This window comes from Streptomyces sp. NPDC029164 (assembly GCF_055563995.1).
On record NZ_JBVHWW010000030.1, the window covers coordinates 50,549 to 65,665 of the forward strand.

The 15,117-nt window shown below is 72.7% G+C and carries 13 protein-coding genes and 1 pseudogene; 7 read left to right on the top strand and 7 right to left on the bottom strand.

Annotation, left to right across the window (positions count from 1 at the left end; all coding sequences use genetic code 11):
• Positions 1–691 precede the first annotated feature (691 nt).
• Positions 692–1,045 (top strand): hypothetical protein, encoded by a 354-nt coding sequence (locus ACZ4VT_RS26750; RefSeq protein ID WP_467953327.1) that lies wholly within the window; start codon positions 692–694, stop codon positions 1,043–1,045.
• Between the two features lie 60 nt (positions 1,046–1,105).
• Here ACZ4VT_RS26750 and ACZ4VT_RS26755 read toward each other — a convergent pair whose 3' ends face one another.
• Positions 1,106–1,552: a nitroreductase/quinone reductase family protein gene (locus ACZ4VT_RS26755; RefSeq protein WP_467953328.1), complete on the bottom strand. Its 447-nt coding sequence runs from the start codon at positions 1,550–1,552 to the stop codon at positions 1,106–1,108.
• A gap of 106 nt (positions 1,553–1,658) precedes the next feature.
• On the opposite strand from ACZ4VT_RS26755, the gene ACZ4VT_RS26760 reads away from it, so the two are divergent.
• Complete coding sequence (locus ACZ4VT_RS26760) at positions 1,659–2,603, top strand: LysR family transcriptional regulator (protein ID WP_467953329.1); 945 nt, start codon at positions 1,659–1,661, stop codon at positions 2,601–2,603.
• Between the two features lie 219 nt (positions 2,604–2,822).
• On the opposite strand, the gene ACZ4VT_RS26765 is transcribed toward ACZ4VT_RS26760, so the two are convergent.
• Complete coding sequence (locus tag ACZ4VT_RS26765) at positions 2,823–3,008, bottom strand: hypothetical protein (protein ID WP_319731346.1); 186 nt, start codon at positions 3,006–3,008, stop codon at positions 2,823–2,825.
• 184 nt (positions 3,009–3,192) lie between these two features.
• Here ACZ4VT_RS26765 and ACZ4VT_RS26770 point away from each other — a divergent pair, with 184 nt between their 5' ends.
• Entirely contained in the window at positions 3,193–4,542 is a 1,350-nt protein-coding gene (locus tag ACZ4VT_RS26770) for a carbohydrate-binding protein (protein WP_467953331.1), read from the top strand.
• 67 nt (positions 4,543–4,609) lie between these two features.
• On the opposite strand, the gene ACZ4VT_RS26775 is transcribed toward ACZ4VT_RS26770, so the two are convergent.
• From ACZ4VT_RS26775 to ACZ4VT_RS26785, 3 genes are read right to left on the bottom strand one after another with little or no spacing between them, the layout of a single operon-like run.
• Complete coding sequence (locus ACZ4VT_RS26775) at positions 4,610–5,626, bottom strand: YdcF family protein (RefSeq protein WP_467953332.1); 1,017 nt, start codon at positions 5,624–5,626, stop codon at positions 4,610–4,612.
• 23 nt (positions 5,627–5,649) lie between these two features.
• Positions 5,650–7,230, bottom strand: a complete 1,581-nt coding sequence (locus ACZ4VT_RS26780; protein ID WP_467953334.1) for an N-acyl-D-amino-acid deacylase family protein — start codon at positions 7,228–7,230, stop codon at positions 5,650–5,652.
• A 10-nt stretch (positions 7,231–7,240) separates the two neighbouring features.
• Entirely contained in the window at positions 7,241–8,527 is a 1,287-nt protein-coding gene (locus tag ACZ4VT_RS26785) for an alanine racemase (RefSeq protein ID WP_467953336.1), read from the bottom strand.
• A gap of 152 nt (positions 8,528–8,679) precedes the next feature.
• Between ACZ4VT_RS26785 and ACZ4VT_RS26790 the strand changes: the two genes are divergently transcribed.
• Together ACZ4VT_RS26790 and ACZ4VT_RS26795 are read left to right on the top strand one after the other, a co-directional pair.
• Entirely contained in the window at positions 8,680–9,432 is a 753-nt protein-coding gene (locus ACZ4VT_RS26790) for an IclR family transcriptional regulator (protein ID WP_467953337.1), read from the top strand.
• Positions 9,429–9,875, top strand: coding sequence for a RidA family protein (locus tag ACZ4VT_RS26795; protein WP_467953338.1), 447 nt, complete (start codon positions 9,429–9,431; stop codon positions 9,873–9,875). The genes ACZ4VT_RS26790 and ACZ4VT_RS26795 overlap by 4 nt, the downstream gene beginning before the upstream one ends.
• 63 nt (positions 9,876–9,938) lie before the next feature.
• Here the strand turns inward: ACZ4VT_RS26795 and ACZ4VT_RS26800 are convergent, their stop codons facing one another.
• Both ACZ4VT_RS26800 and ACZ4VT_RS26805 read right to left on the bottom strand, forming a co-directional pair.
• Complete coding sequence (locus tag ACZ4VT_RS26800) at positions 9,939–11,270, bottom strand: M14 family metallopeptidase (protein WP_467953339.1); 1,332 nt, start codon at positions 11,268–11,270, stop codon at positions 9,939–9,941.
• Between the two features lie 124 nt (positions 11,271–11,394).
• Positions 11,395–13,094 (bottom strand): annotated as a pseudogene (locus ACZ4VT_RS26805) (chitinase).
• Between the two features lie 372 nt (positions 13,095–13,466).
• Here ACZ4VT_RS26805 and ACZ4VT_RS26810 point away from each other — a divergent pair.
• Together ACZ4VT_RS26810 and cpaB are read left to right on the top strand one after the other, a co-directional pair.
• Positions 13,467–14,357 (top strand): hypothetical protein, encoded by an 891-nt coding sequence (locus ACZ4VT_RS26810; RefSeq protein WP_467953341.1) that lies wholly within the window; start codon positions 13,467–13,469, stop codon positions 14,355–14,357.
• Positions 14,358–14,405: 48 nt separating this feature from the next.
• A complete protein-coding gene (cpaB, locus tag ACZ4VT_RS26815) occupies positions 14,406–15,110 on the top strand; it encodes a Flp pilus assembly protein CpaB (protein ID WP_467953342.1) in 705 nt (234 codons plus the stop codon).
• The last annotated feature ends 7 nt before the right edge of the window (positions 15,111–15,117 follow it).

Sequence of the window (15,117 nt, forward strand, 5' to 3'; positions counted from 1 at the left end):
CCGCACCCCGCTCCTCAAACGCCGGCGGGGCTGAATGGTGCGGCGAGGCTGAACGGTGCGGCTCAAAGCCCGGGGCTCCGCCCCGCACCCCGCGCCTCAAACGCCGGCGAGGCTGAATGGTGCGGCGGAGGGTGGATGGTGCGGCGAGGCTGGAGAGGGTTCGGCGGGGTTGGGCGGTGCGCCTCAAAGACCGGGGCTCCGCCCCGCACCCCGCGCCTCAAACGCCGGCGGGGCTGGATGGTGCGGCGGAGGCTGAATATGGTGCGCGAGCTGGAAATTGTGCGGCGAGCTGGATGGTGCGGAGTGGTCCCAGGTTCTGGGGTAGCAGCCGGGCCGGTTGGGACGGGGTCGGGTGTGTGTCGGGGTGTCCCCGCAGGGCGCCGAACACAACAAGGCCGATCTCTCCGACCCCCCGACACGTTCGGCGCCCGAGGAGACACCCCGGCGCGCGCCCGGCCCCGGCCCGAGCGGCCCCCCGTACCACCCCGGTCCGACCGGTGCAACCGGCAAGCCCGGCCCGAGCGGCGCAGCCACCCGGCAGCCAACCCGCGCCCGGCCCCGGCACATCCGGCAAGCGCGGCGCAGCCGACCGGCGCCACGCCGAGCGATCTTGGAGGATCGATTCGTCCCGTTCCGCCCTCCTAGGGTCGTGCCCGCACGACCCAGCCCCCCCTGGAAGGGATTCCTCCGCATGAAGCTCCGCAACGCCGCGGCCGCCGCCCTGGCCGCGTTCGCCCTGGCCCTGTCGCTGCCCGGATCGGCGCTGGCCGCCACGGGCGACTTCTCCTACAAGTACGTCGACAACCTCGGACACGAGCAGAAGATCGTGCTGCACGACCCGCACACCGGCAAGTGCATCAACCTGTACGCCGTCGGCTCCGACGAGGTGCAGCCCGGCTACGGCCCGCACAACCGGACCGACACCCCCGTGATCGTCTACAAGGGGGCGAACTGCGCCGGCCCCGAGTACCGGCTGCGGGCGAACGGCAACCCGGCGCGCGACGACCTCGAAGTTCGCTCGGTGAAGTTCGAGGCCGCGGCGTAGCTCCCGGGTCCGTCCTGCCTGCCTGCCTGCCGACACCGTCGGAAACCGGTTCCGTACGCGCTACCCCTCCAGGATCACCAGGGGGATCTCGCGGGGCCGGGCGGCCCTCTGGTCGTCCTCGAACGGGGGCCAGAGGGCCGTCATCATGTCCCAGTACGTCTCGCGCTCCTCCGGCGTGGCCGTGCGCGCCGTCGCCTTGACGGTGGCCGCGCCGACCTGGAGGCGGACCTCCGGGTGGTCGGTGAGGTTCAGGTACCAGCGGGGGTGGTCCGGGGCGCCGTAACCGGCGGCCAGGACGACGAAACGGCCCGCGTCCTCGCCGTAGATCAGCGGGGTGCGGACGGTGCGGCCGGTGCGGCGGTCCACCGTGGTGAGCAGCAGGGTGGGGACCCCGTGCCACAGGTGCCCGTCGGCGCCCGCGGTGGTCACGTACGCGCGGACGTGGTCGAGCCGTGGGCCGGGTCGCGGGTCCGTGGGGTGTTCCCAGTCGACATCGAGTGCGTGCATTTACCTGTCCTTAGGGTCGTGGCCCCCTGGCGGCTAACGAGCATTAACGATTCTGGATGCGCACGACCCGTAGCGCACCCTTGTAGGTCTGGACCAAGCTCGTCGCATGGATCTGGAGCTGAGGCACCTCAAGATCGTCAGGGCCGTCGCCGACGCCGGGAGTCTGACCCGGGCCGCCACCGCCCTCGGCCTCGCGCAGCCCGCGCTCAGCACCCAGCTGAAGCGGATCGAGCGGGCACTGGGCGGGACGCTGTTCGTGCGCGGGCGGGAGGGGGTACGGGCCACCCCGCTCGGGGAGCTCGTACTGGAGCGGGCGCGGGTACTGCTGCCCGCCGTGTGCGAGCTGCAGGAGGAGGCCCAGCGGTTCGCCCGGCAGGAGACGCACGGCCACCGGCTCGGCGGGACGCACGGCCCGCTGCTCGGCGGGCTCGTGGACCGGCTCGCGCGCGCGGAACCCGGGGTGCCGGTGACCACGTACACCTCCTGGTCCGAGCGGGAGCTCGCCGGGAGCGTCGCCGACGGGCGGCTCGACTTCGCGCTGCTCGGGGTCTGCGGGGAGAGCGCGCCGCCCGAGCCGGGGCGGCTCGCCTGGATGGAGGTGGCGCGGGACCCGGTGCACGTGATGCTGGCCGAGGACCATCCGCTGGCCCTCGCCCCGCGCGACGAGGTCGACCTGGCCGAGCTGGCCGCCGAGGCGTGGGCGGACGTGCCGGGGGACGGGTGCTTCGGGGACTGCTTCGCCGCGGCGTGCGTGCGGGCCGGGTTCACGCCCGCCTGCGTGTACGAGACGGACACGGCGTCGTGCGTGCACCTGGTCCAGGTCGGGCGGGCGGTCGGACTGTGCCGGGCGACGTTCCCGGCGACCCCGGGGGTGGTCACGCGGCCGCTGGCCGGGACGCCGCTGGTGTGGCGGCACCTGCTGGGCTGGCATCCCGCCGGGCGGGCTGCCGCGCGGGCCGCGGATGTGCTGGAGCAGGCTCGGGCCGCGCATGCGGAGGCGTTGGGCAGGGCCGGGGGCCTGCGGCCCGCTCTGCCGTGGTCTGCGGCCTAGTCCGCCCGCCGGGCCGCGGCTCCGATGCCGGGGCTCCGCCCCAGACCCCGCGCCTCAAACGCCGGCGAGGCTGGATGGTGCGGCGAGGCTGAAGGATCGGGGCTCCGCGCCGGGCCCCGCGCCTCAAACGCCGGCGAGGCTGGATGGTGTGGCCGGGCTGCGAAAGGCGGACGCCCCCGGCGGGGCCGGGGGTGTCGGGGCAGCCTGGGCGCGGATTGCCTACGGCAGGTAGCGCTCGATGACCTGCGGGCCCTCCTTCTCGATCAGCTCACGTGCCTTCGCGACCCGCTCCGGAGTCGGGTCGTGGCCGGTCACCATCACGAGGTCCTCGGGGTCGTACGGCCGTTCCCCGCCCGTGAAGAGCCGGTCCGACCGTGTGGGCTGCTCGTCGGGTTCACTGACCATCGCGTACCTCCTACGGTTTCCCCTTCCCCTGGCCCCATACTCCGACCGCCGGCCCATGAACGCACGTCGGCGTCCGCGGCGCCGCGGGCATAACACCGGGGGAGGGGCCAACCGGCAGCTCCCGCGCGCCGGTTCGGATTTCTACGGTTTCCGCAGACGCCCCCGGAAACCGAGGAGATCCCCCATGCTCAAGCGACACGCCCGCACGGCGTGTACCGCCCTGGCCGCCGCCGGGCTGCTGCTGGCCGGGACGGGCGGCGCCACCGCCGACTCCGCCCCCGCAGCCCCCTCGGCGGCGACCACCCTGCGCACCGCCGACGCCCCGCCCGAGCTGCTCGCCGCCATGCAGCGCGACCTCGGCCTGACCCCCACGCAGGCCAAGGCCCGACTGGCGCACGAGGCCGAGGCGGGGGCCACCGCCGCCCGGCTGCGGGACCGGCTCGGTGCGGCCTTCGCCGGGGCCTGGGTGGACGGGGCCGACGCCGCCACCCTCACCGTCGCCACCACCCGCGCCGCCGACACCGCCGCGATACGGGCCACCGGCGCCACGGCGCGGCTCGTCACCCGCGCCCTGGCCGACCTGGACTCCGCCAAGGCGGCCCTGGACCGGGCGGCCACCACCGGGACCCCCGTGCGGTACGTCGACCCGCGCTCCAACACCCTGGTCGTCGAGGAGGCCGAGCCGGGCGCGGCGGCGCGGCTGCTGGCCGCCACCGGGACCGACGCGGCCCTGGTCACGGTGGTCCGTACGGCCGAGGCCCCGCGTCCGCTCTACGACCTGCGCGGCGGGGACGCCTACTACATGAACGGCAGCGGCCGCTGCTCCGTCGGCTTCCCGGTCACCAGGGGGACCGTGAACGGCTTCGCCACCGCCGGCCACTGCGGCCGCGCCGGCACGAGCACCAGCGGCTTCAACCAGGTCGCGCAGGGCTCCTTCCAGGCCTCGGTGTTCCCCGGCAACGACATGGCCTGGGTGGCCGCCAACACCCAGTGGACCTCCACCCCGTACGTGAAGGGCAGCGGAGGCGCGAACGTGCAGGTCACGGGCTCGGTGTTGCAGCCGGTCGGGGCCTCGGTATGCCGCTCAGGCTCGACCACCGGCTGGCACTGCGGCACGATCCAGCAGCACGGCACCAGCGTCACCTACCCCGAGGGCACCATCTCCGGGGTGACCCGTACGACGGTCTGCGCCGAGCCGGGCGACTCCGGCGGCTCCTACATCTCCGGGAGCCAGGCCCAGGGCGTGACCTCGGGCGGCTCCGGCAACTGCTCCAGCGGCGGGACCACCTTCTTCCAGCCGCTGAACCCGATCCTGTCGGCGTACGGACTGACCCTCAAGGTCACCGGCAGCGACCCGGGCCCCGGCCCCGGCCCCGGTGAGCCCGAGCCCGGCGGCACCTGGAAGGCCGGCACCGTCTACGCGGCCGGCGCCACCGTCACCCACGGCGGCGCGAGCTACCGCTGCGTCCAGGGGCACCAGGCTCAGCCGGGCTGGGAGCCGCCGAACGTCCCGGCGCTCTGGCAGCGCCTGTAGCAGCACGGGAGAGGGCCGGTGCCGTGGCTGCCAAGGGGGGAGTCACGGCACCTCCGCGTGCCCGGGATCAGACGAGGACCGCGGCCAGGGTGCCGAGCGCGCCGAGCACGGCCAGCAGGCCGCAGATCGCGAGGTTCACCGTCCGGTGCTCCCAGAAGACCGCGACGAACTCCCGGATGGTGGCGCTGGGCCAGTAGTACTTCGCGGTGGGGGAGCCCAGCACCTGCCCGTTGACGCCGGTCTTGCGCGCCAGCATCGCGGCCCGGAAGGCGTGGAAGTTGTTGGTGACGACCACGCACCGGTACGCCGGATCGTGCGCCTCCATGAGCTCGCGGCTGAAGAGCATGTTCTCCTCGGTCGTGGTGGACCGGTCCTCCAGCACGATGTGCTCCGCCGGCACGCCCTCCGCGATCAGCCAGTCCGCCATCGCCCGGGCCTCCGCGACCTTCTCGTCCGATCCCTTGCCGCCCGAGACGAGCAGCACCGGCGGCCGGCCGCCCCGGGCCAGCTGGCTCTCGTAGATCTGCCGGCCCTTGCGCAGGCGCGAGGCCAGCAGCGGCGGCACGCGGTCCCCGCCGACCAGGCCCGAGCCCAGCATGACCACGTGGTCGACGTCGCCGCGCACCTTGATCCGCCCGTAGAGGAAGGCGTAGCCGAGGAAGCAGAAGAAGACGAAGGAGACGTAGCCGGCCACCACGGTGAGCGTTCCGGCGATGCCGCCCAGGACGGGGGAGCCGACCACGCCGACGAGGATCAGCAGGGCGATCAGCGCGAAGATCGCGAGGCCCGCGAGCATCGACAGCAGGTTGGCCGGCCGCAGCCCCTCCTTGCGGACCATGGTCACCCCGTTGCGGACGAGGAAGACGCCCAGCGCCAGGATGCCGAACGCGGGTGAGGCGAAGGCGAGCACGGCGACCGTGACGGCCGCCCAGGTGGGCAGCCTGCCCACCTGGAGGAACAGCGCGGAGCAGGCGCTGAGGAAGGTCAGCCCCAGGAGCACGGCGTTGCTGAAGCGGCGCCGGTCCTGCCGGACGCTTATGCAGAACGCGAGGAACAGCAGGGCGGCGAGGGCGAAGGCGACCATGCCGCCCATCGTAGGCGTCCGATCTACCGAAGATCCCGGGCGGTGCGGCGCACCGAACGCCCGGCCAGCACGTCCGTCCGGCGCCCGTCGCGCATGACGAAACGCCCGTCGATCAGGACGTGCGGGATGCCCGTCGGCAGCACCCGCGGCCGCTCGTACGTGGACCCGGCCGCGACCGTGTCGGGGTCGAAGAGGACGAGGTCGGCGCGGTGGCCCACCCGGACCAGGCCGCGGTCGGGCAGGCGCAGGCGCGCCGCCGGGCGGCCGGCCAGGTGCGCCACGCACTCCTCCAGGGAGAGCAGGCCGAGTTCGCGGACGTAGTGGCCGAGGTAGTGCGGGAAGGTGCCGTAGGCGCGCGGGTGCGGTTTCGCGCCCTGGAGGATGCCGTCGGAGCCGCCGGTGTGGACGCGGTGGCGCATGATCGCCCGGACGTTCTCCTCGTGGCCGACGTGCTGGAGGACGGTCGGCGCGAGGCGGTCGTCCAGCAGCAGCCGGCGGGCGGTCTCCCAGCCGTCCACGCGCGTGCCGACGTACGCGGCGAGGGCGGGATCGGCGACGCCCGAGATCTCCACCGCCGACCAGTCGACGGGGACCCCGTGGCAGCCGTCCGCGCCCTCCACCTCCAGCGCGTGGCGGATGCGCCCGGCCTGGGCGTCGTCGCGCAGGCGGCCCAGGACCGCCTCCGGTCCGCCCTCGTTCGCCCAACTGGGCAGGAGCGCGACGAGGGTGGTGCACCCGGGGGTGTACGGGTAGCTGTCGAGGGTGATGTCGGCGCCCTCGGCCAGGGCCGCGTCGAGCAGGGCGAGCAGTTCGGGGGCGCGGCCCTCGTTCTCGCCGAAGTTCATGGTGGCGTGGGCCAGGTGCAGGGCGCAGCCGGCCTCCCGGGTCAGCCCCACCATCTCGGCGTAGGCGGCCAGCGCGCCGCGGCCGTACGAGCGGTGGTGCGGGCAGTAGTAGCCGCCGTACCGGGCCACCACCCGGCACAGTTCGGTCAGTTCGGCGCCGGAGGCGTACATGCCGGGGGTGTAGGTGAGGCCGGAGGACATGCCGACGGCGCCCTCGGCCAGGCCGTCGGCGACGAGCTGCCGCATCCGGTCCAGCTCGGCCGAGGTCGCCGGGCGGTCGTCCCAGCCGAGGACGTGGGCGCGGACGGTGCCCTGCGGGACGAGGTAGGCGGCGTTGACGGCGATGCCGTGGCCGCCGTGGGCCCGGTCCAGGCGGTCGAGGTAGCCGCCGACCGTGCGCCAGTCGAAGTCGATGTCGTCCCCGGGGCCGTTCCACCCCGCGATGGCGGCCCGCACCTCGCCCAGGGTCCGGTCGTCGGCCGGTGCGTACGACAGGCCGTCCTGGCCGAGGACTTCGAGGGTCACGCCCTGGGCGGCCTTCGCGCTGTGGTCCGGATCGCGGAGCAGGGCGAGGTCGCTGTGCGCGTGCATGTCGACGAAGCCGGGCGCGAGGGCCAGGCCGTGCGCGTCGAGGGTCTCGCGGCCCCCGGGGAGCGGGCCGATCCCGGCGATCCGGCCCTCGTGGACGCCGACGTCCGCGGTGTACGAGGGCCCGCCCGTGCCGTCGACGACGCGGGCCCCCCGGATGACCAGGTCCACCGGTCCGTTCCTAGAAGAAGGTGCGGACGTAGTCGGTGACGGAGCCGTCGGCCTCCACGACCGGGATCAGCGGCCACTTCTCGAAGATCGTGCAGGGGTGGGACATGCCGAGGGCCACCCAGTCGCCGACCTGCACGTCGTCGGCCGAGCCGGTCTCCAGCCAGGCGTGCTGGTCGGACAGTTTGACCACGCGGATGCCGGTGGCGGGCCGCTCGACGCCGGTGAGGGCGTCACGGACCAGCTCGGCCTCGGGCAGGCCCAGGTCGTAGGCGATGTCGCGCTTGCCCGCGTTGACGAAGGCCTGGGTGGGGGAGGGCCGGGAGACGACCTGGGTCCACAGCCGGAACGCGGGGCGCAGGCCGCCCTCTTCGGGGTGGCGGTTGAAGGGGGTGAGGCGCGTGTACCAGCCGTGGTCGTGGGAGACGTACGCGCCGGAGCGGAGCAGCTTCAGGGTGGGGCGGGACAGCTCCGGGAGCTCGGCGAAGACATCGGCGACCGCGTCGAACCAGGCGGAGCCGCCGGCGCTGACGACGATCTCCTCCAGGTCGGCGGCGAACCGGCCCGCCTTGTCGAACTCGACGGCCAGGGCGGTGAGCCGGCGCAGGTACGCGTGGACGCGGTCCGGGTCGGCTTCGGGCACCTCGGCCTCGTAGCCGCCCACGCCGGCCAGCCGCAGGGTGGCGGTGGCGGCGACCGCGTCGGCGACGGCGCGGCAGTCCTGCTCGGTGCGGGCCCCGGTGCGGGCGTCCTCACCGGCGCCGAGCTCGACGACGACGTCGACGACGGCGGGCGCGTCGCGCAGGGCCCGGTCCATGAGGTGGACCCCGCGCACGGAGTCGACGTAGCAGACGAAGCGGAAGTCGGGGTCGGCGGCGAGCTCGCCGGCGACCCAGCGCAGGGCGGACGGATCGACGAGCTCGTTGGCGAGGAAGATCCGCCGGATGCCGAAGGCGCGGTAGACGCGGGCCTGGTGGGGAACGGCCGCGGTGATGCCCCACGCGCCGTGGTCCAGCTGACGGCGGAAGAGCTGCGGGGCCATGCAGGTCTTGCCGTGCGGGGCGAAGGCGAGGTCGTGCCGGGCGGCGTAGGCGCCGAGCGCGGCGAGGTTGTGCTCCAGCGCGTCGGCGTCGAGGGTCAGGACGGGCGTGGTGAAGCCGCCGGTGTGGAGGTCCCGTCGCTGGGCGGCGAGCTGCCCGACGGTGAGGCCCTGCGTCTGGGCGTCCGGCGGGAGCCCCTTGAACCGGTGGTCGACCGGCTCGTCGGCGAGGTCCTGGACGGGGTCGCTGGCGCTGGCCATGCGGGTGCCTCCCGGGGGGTTGCGTGGTGTGCAACGGTCGTTGCGTATGCCGCTGCGTGCTGTCTAACATCCCGGGTGACGGTGGGTCAACGCGCGCCGCCGCGCCGTCGGCGGAGCCGGTGTTCGCAGTGACGCTCACGAGAGGACGCGGCATGAGCCAGTCGGTGGAGCGGGCGCTGCGGATCCTGCCGCTGCTCGCGAAGGGCCCGGCCCCCCTGGGGGCGGTCGCGGACGAGCTCGGCGTCCACAAGAGCACCGCCCTCCGCCTCCTGCGCACGCTGGACGAGCACGGCTTCGTCTACCGCCAGCCCGACGGCCGCTACCGCCTGGGGTCGAGGCTCTTCGCGCTCGCCGCCGAGGCCATCGAGAACCTCGACGTCCGGGAGATCGCGCACCCCCACCTCGTCGAGCTCAACCGGGCCACCGGCCACACCGTTCACCTCGCCCTGCACCAGGACGACGAGGTCGTGTACGTCGACAAGGTCGACAGCCGCTACCCCGTCCGCATGTACTCCCGCATCGGCCGGCCCGTCCCCCTCACCGTCGCCGCCGTCGCCAAGCTGCTCCTCGCCGACCTGCCCGAGGCCGAGCGCCGGGCCCTCGCCGAGCGGATCGAGTACCCCCGCTACACCCCTCGCTCCACCCCGGACGCCGCCGCCTTCCTCCGCGAGCTGGACCTCGTGCGCGAGCGGGGCTGGGCCACCGACCTCGGCGGGCACGAGGAGTCCCTCAACTGCCTCGGCGCGCCCGTGCACGGGCCGGACGGGCGGGTCGTCGCCGCGCTGTCCGTCTCCGCGCCCGGTGTGGTCGTCTCCGCCGAGGGGCTCCTCGAACTGCTGCCGCAGGTCCTCCGTACCGCCGATGCCATCAGCCAGGACTATTCAGGAGCACAGGAGAGAACGTGACCGCGAACACCGCAGGCACCGCGAGCACCGCAGGCACCGCGAAGACCGCCATCACCCCGGACACCCACACCGTCCCGCCCGCGAGGTTCTCGCACGGCGTCCGCAAGGGGAACATCCTCCAGGTTGCCGGCCAGGTCGGCTTCCTCCCGCACGTCGACGGGCACCCGCCCACCCCCGCCGGGCCGACGCTGCGCGAGCAGACCCTCCAGACGCTGGAGAACGTCCGCTCCGTACTGGAGGCGGGCGGCGCGAGCTGGGACGACGTGATGATGATCCGCGTCTACCTCACCGACACCGGGCACTTCGCCGAGATGAACGGCATCTACAACGCCTACTTCGAGCAGCAGGGCCTGAAGGAGGCCCCCGCCGCCCGCACCACCGTGTACGTGGGCCTGCCGGCCGGGCTGCTCGTCGAGATCGACGCCCTCGCCGTCCTCGGCTGAGCCGCGGCCGGACACGCGGGTGGGGCGCCCCCCTGGCGGCGGGGCGCCCCGTTCACACACGGGCTACGAGCAGTACTGCGCTTCCTTGCCGATCGAGCGGTACATGCAGTCCGCGTTCTCCAGCAGCTGGAGCACGGCGTCCTTGTTCCGCGCGGTCTCGCGGTCGATCACCTCGTCCGGCGGGTAGAAGCCGCCTCCGCCGCTCGCCGGGTACATCTCGAAGGTGTAGGCGAAGATCTTCTGGTTGCCCCACAGCCAGTCGTCGATCGTGCCGTCGGTGATGTACAGGTCGCTCGACTGCTCCGGCGTGTAGCCGTTGCTCGCCGCCATGCCCGTGCCGATCTTCTTGTAGACGGCGAGGTCGTCGGCGGTCAGGCCCGGGGCGGTGTCGTTGTAGGTGTAGCCGAAGGGCCACAGCACCAGTTCGCTGTACGTGTGGAAGTCGATCGCGGCCTTGATCTGCTGCTTGCCGCCGATCACCCGGCTGCGGACGAAGTCCGAGACGGCCTTCACCTCGGGCGCCGACTCGGCGGCCGCGCCCCGGTAGGTCTCGGAGCTCTTGCTGCTGCTGGAGCCGCCGCAGCAGCCCCACTTGTAGTTCCAGTTCCGGTTCTCGTCCGTGCCGATGTACGAGGATCCGCTGTTGGGCTGGCGGTTCTTGCGCCAGGAGCGGTAGGAGCCGGTGGCGATGTCGTACTCGCCGCCGTCCGGGTTGAGGTCCGGGACGATCCAGATCTCGCGGCCGTTGACGGCGTTGGTGACCCGGGAGTCGGTGCCGTACTTGGAGCCGAACTCCTTGAGCAGGTAGAGCGCCATCTCGACGGTCAGGTGCTCGCGGGCGTGCTGGTGGTGGGTGAAGAGCACCTCGGGTTCGGCCTCGTCGGTCGCGACGTTGTCGCTGATCTTGATGGCGATGAGGTCGCGGCCCTGGTACGACTTCCCGATCACCCGCTTGCTCATGATGCCCGGGTACTGGGCGATGCGCTGGTCGATCTCCGTGTTCATCTCGGCGTAGTTGTGGTACTTCGAGTCCGCCGGGGGGAAGTCCATCGGGCTGGCCGCGATGCCGGGCAGCGAGCGGTCCGGCGGCCCGGGCAGCGCGGTGAGCCGGTAGCCGAGCGCGCGCAGGTTCTTCGCCTGCATGGTGTCCGCGCTGACCACGACCGTGTGGTCGTCCACCTCGTCGATCGAGACGCCCGTACGGAGCAGGGCGGTGCGGTCGGCGGGGGTGGAGGGGCCGTGGATCCGGTACTGGACGATGGCCTCGTCCTGGGTGGCGGTGGACGGGGTGGGCGGTGGCGATGCCGTCGCGCTCATGCCGTAGGCGGGTGCGCCCAGCGCGAGCGCCAGCAGGGCCGCCGTGACGGCGGCCCTCCGGCGGGTATGGAGCCGCATGCGTTCTCCTGGGTGGGAGTGTGGGGGTAGCCGTGCGGACGCGCACAGCGTGCTCTCATGGCATGTCCCGGTCAAGGACCCGCCGCGCGGGCCGAACCGATCCGGCCACCCCCACACGTACCGCCTACGGGAGCCCGTGGACCTTCGGACCCACCGAGTTCGACCAAGCACTACCCGCCTTGGCGTCCCAGTTGGTCGACCAGGTCATCGCACCGCGCAGCCCCGGGTAAGTCTTCGACGGCTTGAAGGATCCGCAGTTCGTCCCCCTGGCCAGGCAGTCCAGGGCGTTGTTGACGATGGTCGGGGAGACGTAGCCGCTGCCCGCGCCGCTCGGCGAGGCCGGGACGCCGATGCCCACCTGGGAGGGGTCGAGGCCGCCCTCCAGCTGGATGCAGGCGAGCGCGGTGAGGAAGTCCACCGAGCCCTGGGAGTAGACCTTGCCGTCGCAGCCGTTCATCGAGCCGCTGTTGTAGTACTGCATATTGACGACGGTGAGGATGTCCTTGATGTTCAGCGCCGTCCTGAAGTAGCCGCCCTGCGTGGACTGCATGTCGATCGTCTGCGGGCCATGGTGATGACCAGTGACGGGCCGGCCTTCGCGGACAGCGAGCGCAGCGCCTGCGTCATGTAGGTGGGGTTGAGGCCGTTCTCCAGGTCGATGTCGATGCCGGTGAAGCCGTACTCCTGCATCAGCGCGTACGCGGAGTTCGCGAGGTTGTTGGCGGAGGCCGAGTCGTTGACCGAGATGGTCCCCTTCTCGCCGCCGATGGAGAGGATGACCGACTTGCCGGCCGCCTTCTTCGCGGCGACGTCGGCCTTGAACTGGGCGACCGTGTAGCCGCCGAGGCCGGCCGAGTCGAGGTTGAAGGTGATGGCGCCGGGCGTGGTGGTGGCGTCGGCGAAGGAGACGGCGATGATGTCGTACTGCGCGGAGACGTCGGAGATCCTCTGGACGGTCGCGCCGTTGTCGAAGTTCTGCCAGTAGCCGGTCAGGGCGTGCTTGGGGACGGCCGGCCCGGGACCCGGCCCGGGGCCGGTGCCGGTCGTGGTGCCGGTGACCGGAGCGGACTTGGCGCCCTCGCCCGCCGCGTTGTACGCGCTCACCTGGAAGGAGTACGAGGTCGAGGCGGCGAGTCCGGTGAGCTGGGTGGAGGCGCCCGAGGTGACGGTCCGGACGCGGACGCCGTCCTGATACACGTAATAGCCGGCGGCCCCGCCGACCGCGTTCCACGAAAGGGTGAGAGCGCTCGCGCTCTGGCCGGAAACGGCGGTCCCGGCGGGGGCTCCCGGGATGGCCGGGCCGGGGTCGGTGCCGCCGCCGCCGTCCGGTCCGAACACGCTGAACTCGTCGACGACGTAGGCCGGCTGGCCGTACCAGCCGTGCGTGTAGACCGTGACCTGGGTGGTGCTGGGGCCGGTGGTGAAGGTGGTGGAGAGCTTCTGCCAGCCGGCGCCCGATCCGGGGGTCCAGGTGGACACGTCCTGGGTGCCGGTCCCGGTCGCGCCGAGGTAGACGTAGCTGCCCTGGACCTGCGTACTGAGCGTGTAGGTCGAGTTCGGCTTGACTGTGACGGTCTGACTACAGCGGGCGTTGTCCTGTCCGGCCGGGGTGGCTTTGAGGGCGCCGGCTCCGGCGTAGACGGGCGAGGAGACGGAGGCGCCGGTTCCGCCGGTGCAGGACCAGTTGGCGAGACCCGACTCGAAGCCGCCGTTGCGGGCGACGTTGACGTCGACGGCCTGCGCGGTACCGGTGGCGAGGGCCGTCAGGGCGCCCGCGGTGAGGGTGACGGCGATGGGGAGGACGAGGGAGCGTATGCGGTTCACGTGGGCTCCGGTGGGGGGAGGAAGGTGGTGAAGGGAGAGGAGGACCGGGTGGGGTGAGTCCGACTCAAGGCGTGCGCTGCCAAGTTGGTCCAGACCAATCCTCGTGTCAAGAGTCTTTGCGATGTGGCTTGAAATGACCGAAGAGTCGATCCCTGTTGTCCGGGTTTCCCGCCACCTGTGACAGAGGGCGGCCGTACGGGAATCGGCAAGGCCCTGCCCCGCCTGGGGTGGCGCGGATATGGTGCTGAGGCAAGGGGGAAGCTCGTCGATCGTTTGCGGTCGCGCAGGACATGCGCGTGCGCGGCGTCTTCGCGTCCAGCGCGCGACGGGCCCGTGGCACACGGGTGAACGTGGGGGAACGGGGGAATTCACGTGCCGACCGCCATCGCTGTCACCAGCGCCGATCTGGTACTTCCGGCCCCTGACCGGCACACGCCCGGGGCCGCCGTACTGCACCCGCCCGAGCAGCTCGACCTGGAGGGCGCGCTCGCCGAGACCAGCGCGCTGCTGGAGCGGCACGGCCACCTCGTGGCCCTCGTACCGCCCTGGCTCCCGCGCGCCACCGTCCAGCGGCTGCACACCGTACGCGCCATCCTGGAGACCGACCGGATCGCGCTCCTCGGCATCGATCTGCCGCCGCTCGGCACGGCCCTGCTGGTCCGTCAGCTGCGTCAGCTCAGCGTCTGCGACTTCAGCCCCGGAATCATCGCCTCCGCGGCCCGGTTGCTGTCCCACTACGTCTACGCGGGCGCCCTCCTGGGCTCGGTCGCCAAGCTCGACCGGGTCCGGGTCCCGGTCGGGCTGGGGGCGCACGCCAGGTCCTGGTCGCCGAGCGCGCAGTTCGCCGTACTGGCCCACCCGACGCCACACCTGGCCAAGCTCGGGGCCGCCGGGGCGCAGGCGTCGGCCGCGGTGCCCGCCGGACCCGGGTTCGCCACCCAGCTCACCTTCGCCCGCGGCCAGCTCGCCTCCGACTGGGTCACGGCCGAACTCGCCCCCGCCTGGCAGGTGCAGGGCGTCATGGAGAACCCGCTGCCCGCCGGCTCGCCCGGCTGGTGGGGCACCCAGAAGCTCGTCGAGTTCGCCGCCGGCATCCCGGACCTGTCCGTGCTCTACCAGCTGGTCGCCTCGGTCCGCCGCGAGCAGTGCCGCTGGTGCGGCCTCGAACTCATCGGCGACCGCTGCGGCTTCTGCGCCGCCCCGCTCACGGCCGCGCCCGCCGCGCCACCGCCCCCGGCGAGCACCGCCCGATCCAGACCCTGACCGACCGACCCCTGCGAACGAACGAAGAACGGCGAGGTAGGAAGACCGATGAACTCACGCCAGCGCCGCGGCGTCATCCTGCTGCTCCTGTCGGTCCTGTGTGCCCTGGGCGCCTTCGCCGGAGTCCTCGTGGTGATCGGCGACGTCAACTCCAAGGTCGGGGCCGAGGTCGTGGCGTACCGCGCCAAGGGCGACATAGCGCCGTACAGCCCGCTCGCCGCCGGGCAGTTCGAGGAGGTCAGGATCCCCAGGCGCTGGCTGTCCGAGACCGCCGTCACCGACCTCGGCGCGCTCAAGGACAAGATCGCGCTCACCACCCTGAAGAAGGGCTCGCTGCTCCAGGCGGACATGTTCGTCGACCGTCCGCAGCTCCAGCCCGGCGAGCAGGAGATCGCCATCATGATCGACGCGGCGACCGGTGTGGCCGGCAAGATCACTTCTGGCGCCAAGGTCAACATCATCGCCACCTTCAAGGGCGCCAAGGACACCGACCCCTCGCGGTCGGTGATCATCGTCGCCAACGCCCGGGTCCTGGGCGTCGGCCGGCTCACCGCCCTCGAAGCCAAGGACAGCGACCGCAAGGGCCCCGCCGAGGCGGTCCCGATCACCTTCGCCCTGAACACCAAGGACACCCAGCGCGTCGCGTACGCCGAGTCCTTCGCGGAGCACGTACGCCTGGCCCTGGTGGCCCCCGGAACCGACTCGGCACCCGCCCCGGGCGACCGTACGTACACCCTCGACGGGGACAAGTGAGGCATCA

Excerpts from the sequence above, each read along its gene's own strand:
- ACZ4VT_RS26750 (WP_467953327.1), top strand. The coding sequence starts at position 692 with ATGAAGCTCCGCAACGCCGCGGCCGCCGCCCTGGCCGCGTTCGCCCTG.
- ACZ4VT_RS26755 (WP_467953328.1), bottom strand. The coding sequence starts at position 1,552 with ATGCACGCACTCGATGTCGACTGGGAACACCCCACGGACCCGCGACCC.
- ACZ4VT_RS26760 (WP_467953329.1), top strand. The coding sequence starts at position 1,659 with ATGGATCTGGAGCTGAGGCACCTCAAGATCGTCAGGGCCGTCGCCGAC.
- ACZ4VT_RS26765 (WP_319731346.1), bottom strand. The coding sequence starts at position 3,008 with ATGGTCAGTGAACCCGACGAGCAGCCCACACGGTCGGACCGGCTCTTC.
- ACZ4VT_RS26770 (WP_467953331.1), top strand. The coding sequence starts at position 3,193 with ATGCTCAAGCGACACGCCCGCACGGCGTGTACCGCCCTGGCCGCCGCC.
- ACZ4VT_RS26775 (WP_467953332.1), bottom strand. The coding sequence starts at position 5,626 with ATGGTCGCCTTCGCCCTCGCCGCCCTGCTGTTCCTCGCGTTCTGCATA.
- ACZ4VT_RS26785 (WP_467953336.1), bottom strand. The coding sequence starts at position 8,527 with ATGGCCAGCGCCAGCGACCCCGTCCAGGACCTCGCCGACGAGCCGGTC.
- ACZ4VT_RS26790 (WP_467953337.1), top strand. The coding sequence starts at position 8,680 with ATGAGCCAGTCGGTGGAGCGGGCGCTGCGGATCCTGCCGCTGCTCGCG.
- ACZ4VT_RS26800 (WP_467953339.1), bottom strand. The coding sequence starts at position 11,270 with ATGCGGCTCCATACCCGCCGGAGGGCCGCCGTCACGGCGGCCCTGCTG.
- cpaB (WP_467953342.1), top strand. The coding sequence starts at position 14,406 with ATGAACTCACGCCAGCGCCGCGGCGTCATCCTGCTGCTCCTGTCGGTC.